Genomic DNA, 2,843 nt, shown 5'->3' on the forward strand with positions numbered 1-2,843 from the left:
TACCTGGCGCCGCTGCTGCGCCGCGCCGTCGCCGCCGACGTGCAGGCCCGGCTGTACGCGAAGGTGAACGCCTTCGTCGGGCTGGGCCCGCTGGACAGCCGGCTGCTCAGCGCCGCCATCCGCTGCCCGTGCAGGGTGTACGCGTTGGCGAAGGCGACCACGCCGGTCCGGCTGGGCCGGTGCGCCCACAGGTGGGCCAGGTAGCCGGGCATGGAGCCGCCGTGCCCGGCGTACACGCGCTCGCCGGCCCGCGTCAGCTCCAGGCCGAGGCCGTGGCCGGTGGTCCAGGCGTCGAGGTCGCTCATCACCACCGGCGCGCACATCTCGGCCAGCGTGGCCGGGGCCAGCACCGCCGGGTCCGGGTCGGCCAGGAACGCGGCCCACTTGAGCAGGTCGTCCGCGGTGGACCAGAGCTGCCCGGCGGGCGCCATCGCGCCGGTGTCGGTGCGCGGCTCCTCGTGCAGCGTGCCGTGCCACGGGTGCACCACGTAGCCGCGGGCGAACGGCTCGGCCTCCCGGTGGCTGGTGCGGGTCATGCCCAGCGGCTCCAGCAGCCGCTTGGCGACCAGGTCGGTCCAGTGCAGCCCGGTGAGCCGGTGCACCACCGCACCGAGCAGCCCGTACGCCAGATTGGAGTAGTGATAGGCGCGGTGCGGCGGGTAGGCGAGCTTGTCCGGGGTCAGCGCGGCCAGGAACGTGTCCAGGTCCGGGCCGTCGTGGCGCTCCCACCACGGGCCGTCCGGCTCGCGCTGCAGCCCGGACACGTGGCCGAGCAGCTGGCGCACGGTGATGGCGCTGCCCACCGGGGTGCCGGGCAGGTGCCGGTAGAGCAGGTCGTCCAGCGCCAGCGCGCCCTCGTCGCGCAGCTGCAGGACGAGCACCGCGGTCATGGTCTTGCTGATCGAGCCGATCCGGAACTGGGTGTCGGCGGTGGGCACGCCGGTCGCCGGGTCGGCGCCCGCGGCGCTGAAGTGGACCGGCCGCCCGTCCCGCACCACGGCCGCCACCAGGCAGGGCGTACGCCCCTGGGCCTGGGCCGCGGCCACCAGCTCGTCGATCCGCGCCGCGGTCCGCTCGGTCAGCGTCATCGTCACTCCACCCCTGTGCGCGCGCCCCGGCGCGGCCGTTGTTGCGCTGGACAACCTATGCGGACAACGCCGCCGGGGCCAGGCCGTTACCGTGATCGGCTGGGCGTACCGCCGGATCTGGCCGAACGGACGAGGAGATCCACACCTCCCATCACTGGCGCGAGCGTGACACGATCAGCACGTGGAAGATTGGATGTGGTGGCTACTCCTCGCCGCGGTGGCGGTGATCGCGGAGCTGTTCACCGGCACTTTCGTGCTGCTGATGCTGGGCGCCGGGTTCCTGGCCGCCTCGCTGGTGGGTCTGGCGGGGGCGCCCGGCTGGATCCAGGGCATCGCGTTCATCGTGGTGTCCACGCTCTCGCTCGCGGTGGTGCGTCCGTGGATGAAGCACCGCTTCTTCCGGGGGGATCCCGGCGCCTCGGCGGACTTCTCGGTCACCGAGGGCTCGGACGCGCTGGTCGTGGAGCGCGTAGACGCGGACAACGGCCTCGTCAAGATCGGCGGCGAGCTCTGGCGCGCGCGGCCCTACGACGCCACGAAGGAATACGTCCCGGGTGACCGGGTCCGGGTAGTGAAGGTGGACGGCGCCACGGCGCTGGTCTGGAGGGATTGATGGAGACTTTCGTGACCGCCCTGGTGGTCATCGTGGCACTGATCGTCCTGATCACTCTGATCAAGATGGTCAAGATCGTGCCGCAGCAGCGCAACGACGTGGTCGAGCGGCTGGGCAAGTACAACCGCACGCTGACCCCCGGCCTCAACATCCTGGTGCCGTTCATCGACGCCGTCAGGACCAAGGTCGACCTGCGCGAGCAGGTGGTCAGCTTCCCGCCGCAGCCGGTGATCACGTCGGACAACCTGGTGGTCTCGATCGACACCGTGCTGTACTTCAAGGTCATCGACCCGGTGCGGGCGACCTACGAGATCGCGAACTTCCTGCAGGCGATCGAGCAGCTCACGGTCACCACCCTGCGTAACGTCATCGGCTCGATGGACCTGGAGCGGTCGCTGACCAGCCGCGAGGAGGTCAACCGGCAGCTGTCGGTGGTGCTCGACGAGAACACCGGCCGGTGGGGCGTCAAGGTGACCCGCGTCGAGATCAAGGCGATCGAGCCGCCGCCGAGCATCCGCGACTCCATGGAGAAGCAGATGCGCGCCGAGCGGGACCGCCGCGCCGCGATCCTCAACGCCGAAGGCGTCAAGCAGTCGCAGATCCTGACCGCCGAGGGTGACAAGCAGGCGGCCGTGCTGCGCGCCGACGGTGACCGCCAGGCCCGCATCCTGCAGGCCGAGGGCCAGGCCAAGGCGATCAAGCTGGTCGTCGACGCCATCCACGTGTCCTCGCCCGACAACAAGGTGATGGCCTGGCAGTACCTGCAGGCTCTCCCGCAGATCGCGGCCGGCGCGTCGAACAAGCTGTGGATCGTGCCGGTGGAGCTGACCAAGGCGCTGGACGGCATCGCGTCGACCTTCGGCGGGCTGACCCGCGACCCGAACGCCGCCGAGGCGGCCCGCGAGTCCGGCGCCGAGGCCGAGGCCGAGGCGAACCGGGTGGCGGAGGAGGCGGCCGCGGCCGTCAAGGAGATCGAGATCGAAGCCAGCCGCCTCCCCAAGGAGTGACCTGAGCTGGTACGCGTGACGGGGCCGGTGGCGAAGCCACCGGCCCCGTCGTGTGCGCGCACAGCCGCCCCACGCACACGTACGCATAGCGTTAAGAAGGTGCCCTTCCTTTCAGCAGGTGCAGGTGGTCCAGGT

General features: G+C 71.1%; 3 protein-coding genes. 2 read left to right on the forward strand and 1 reads right to left on the reverse strand.

Going from position 1 to position 2,843, the window contains the following annotated elements:
• Nucleotides 1-1,088 (reverse strand): serine hydrolase domain-containing protein (locus AB0J67_RS40350; protein WP_363490986.1); only part of this gene is annotated, 1,088 nt, incomplete at its 3' end.
• Between the two features lie 181 nt (nt 1,089-1,269).
• On the opposite strand from AB0J67_RS40350, the gene AB0J67_RS40355 reads away from it, so the two are divergent.
• Together AB0J67_RS40355 and AB0J67_RS40360 are read left to right on the forward strand one after the other, a co-directional pair.
• Entirely contained in the window at nt 1,270-1,701 is a 432-nt protein-coding gene (locus AB0J67_RS40355; protein ID WP_363490988.1) for an NfeD family protein, read from the forward strand.
• Nucleotides 1,701-2,708, forward strand: coding sequence for an SPFH domain-containing protein (locus AB0J67_RS40360; RefSeq protein ID WP_363490990.1), 1,008 nt, complete (start codon nt 1,701-1,703; stop codon nt 2,706-2,708). Before AB0J67_RS40355 ends, AB0J67_RS40360 begins: the two co-directional genes overlap by 1 nt.
• The last annotated feature ends 135 nt before the right edge of the window (nt 2,709-2,843 follow it).

The sequence above is a fragment of the Catellatospora sp. NPDC049609 genome (assembly GCF_040675365.1).
Classification (GTDB): domain Bacteria; phylum Actinomycetota; class Actinomycetes; order Mycobacteriales; family Micromonosporaceae; genus Catellatospora.